The following is a 446-nucleotide window of genomic DNA, read 5'->3' on the forward strand; positions in this document are numbered from 1 at the left end:
GGCCAGGGACAGGGTCCCGGTCAGGGCTTCGGCGGCGGTCCCGGCGGTGCCCCGCAGGGGTTCCAGCAGGCCGGCACCTCCGCTCCGCCCGCGTTCCCGCGCGAGACCGGCCGCCCGCCGGCGGGTGACGACGACTGGGTGATCTCCCCGCCGTCGTCCACCGGCCCGGGAGGACCGGGCGGACCGGGTCAGGGCCCCGGCGGCCAGGGCGGCGGCTACGGCTACCCGCAGCCCGGCGGCACCCAGGCCCCCACCGGCCCCAACGGCTTCCCGCCGGCCCCGCAGGCCGCCCAGCCGGCCACCTGGACGGCGACCATCGGCCCGGACCGCGAGTACTTCATGGCGATGATGCAGCGCTCCGGCCCCGAGGCCACCGGCCTGAACCTGCCCGCGTACTCGCCCGAGCAGCAGCGCACGCTCTCCGGCAACCAGGTGACCATCGGACG

1 pseudogene is annotated in these 446 nt (G+C 78.3%); it reads left to right on the forward strand.

The features are described 5' to 3' along the window. A pseudogene (locus IE312_RS43065) lies at window positions 1-446 on the forward strand (FHA domain-containing protein); the annotation flags it as partial.

It is taken from the genome of Streptomyces capoamus (assembly GCF_014654935.1).
GTDB classification, from domain to species: Bacteria; Actinomycetota; Actinomycetes; order Streptomycetales; family Streptomycetaceae; genus Streptomyces; species Streptomyces capoamus.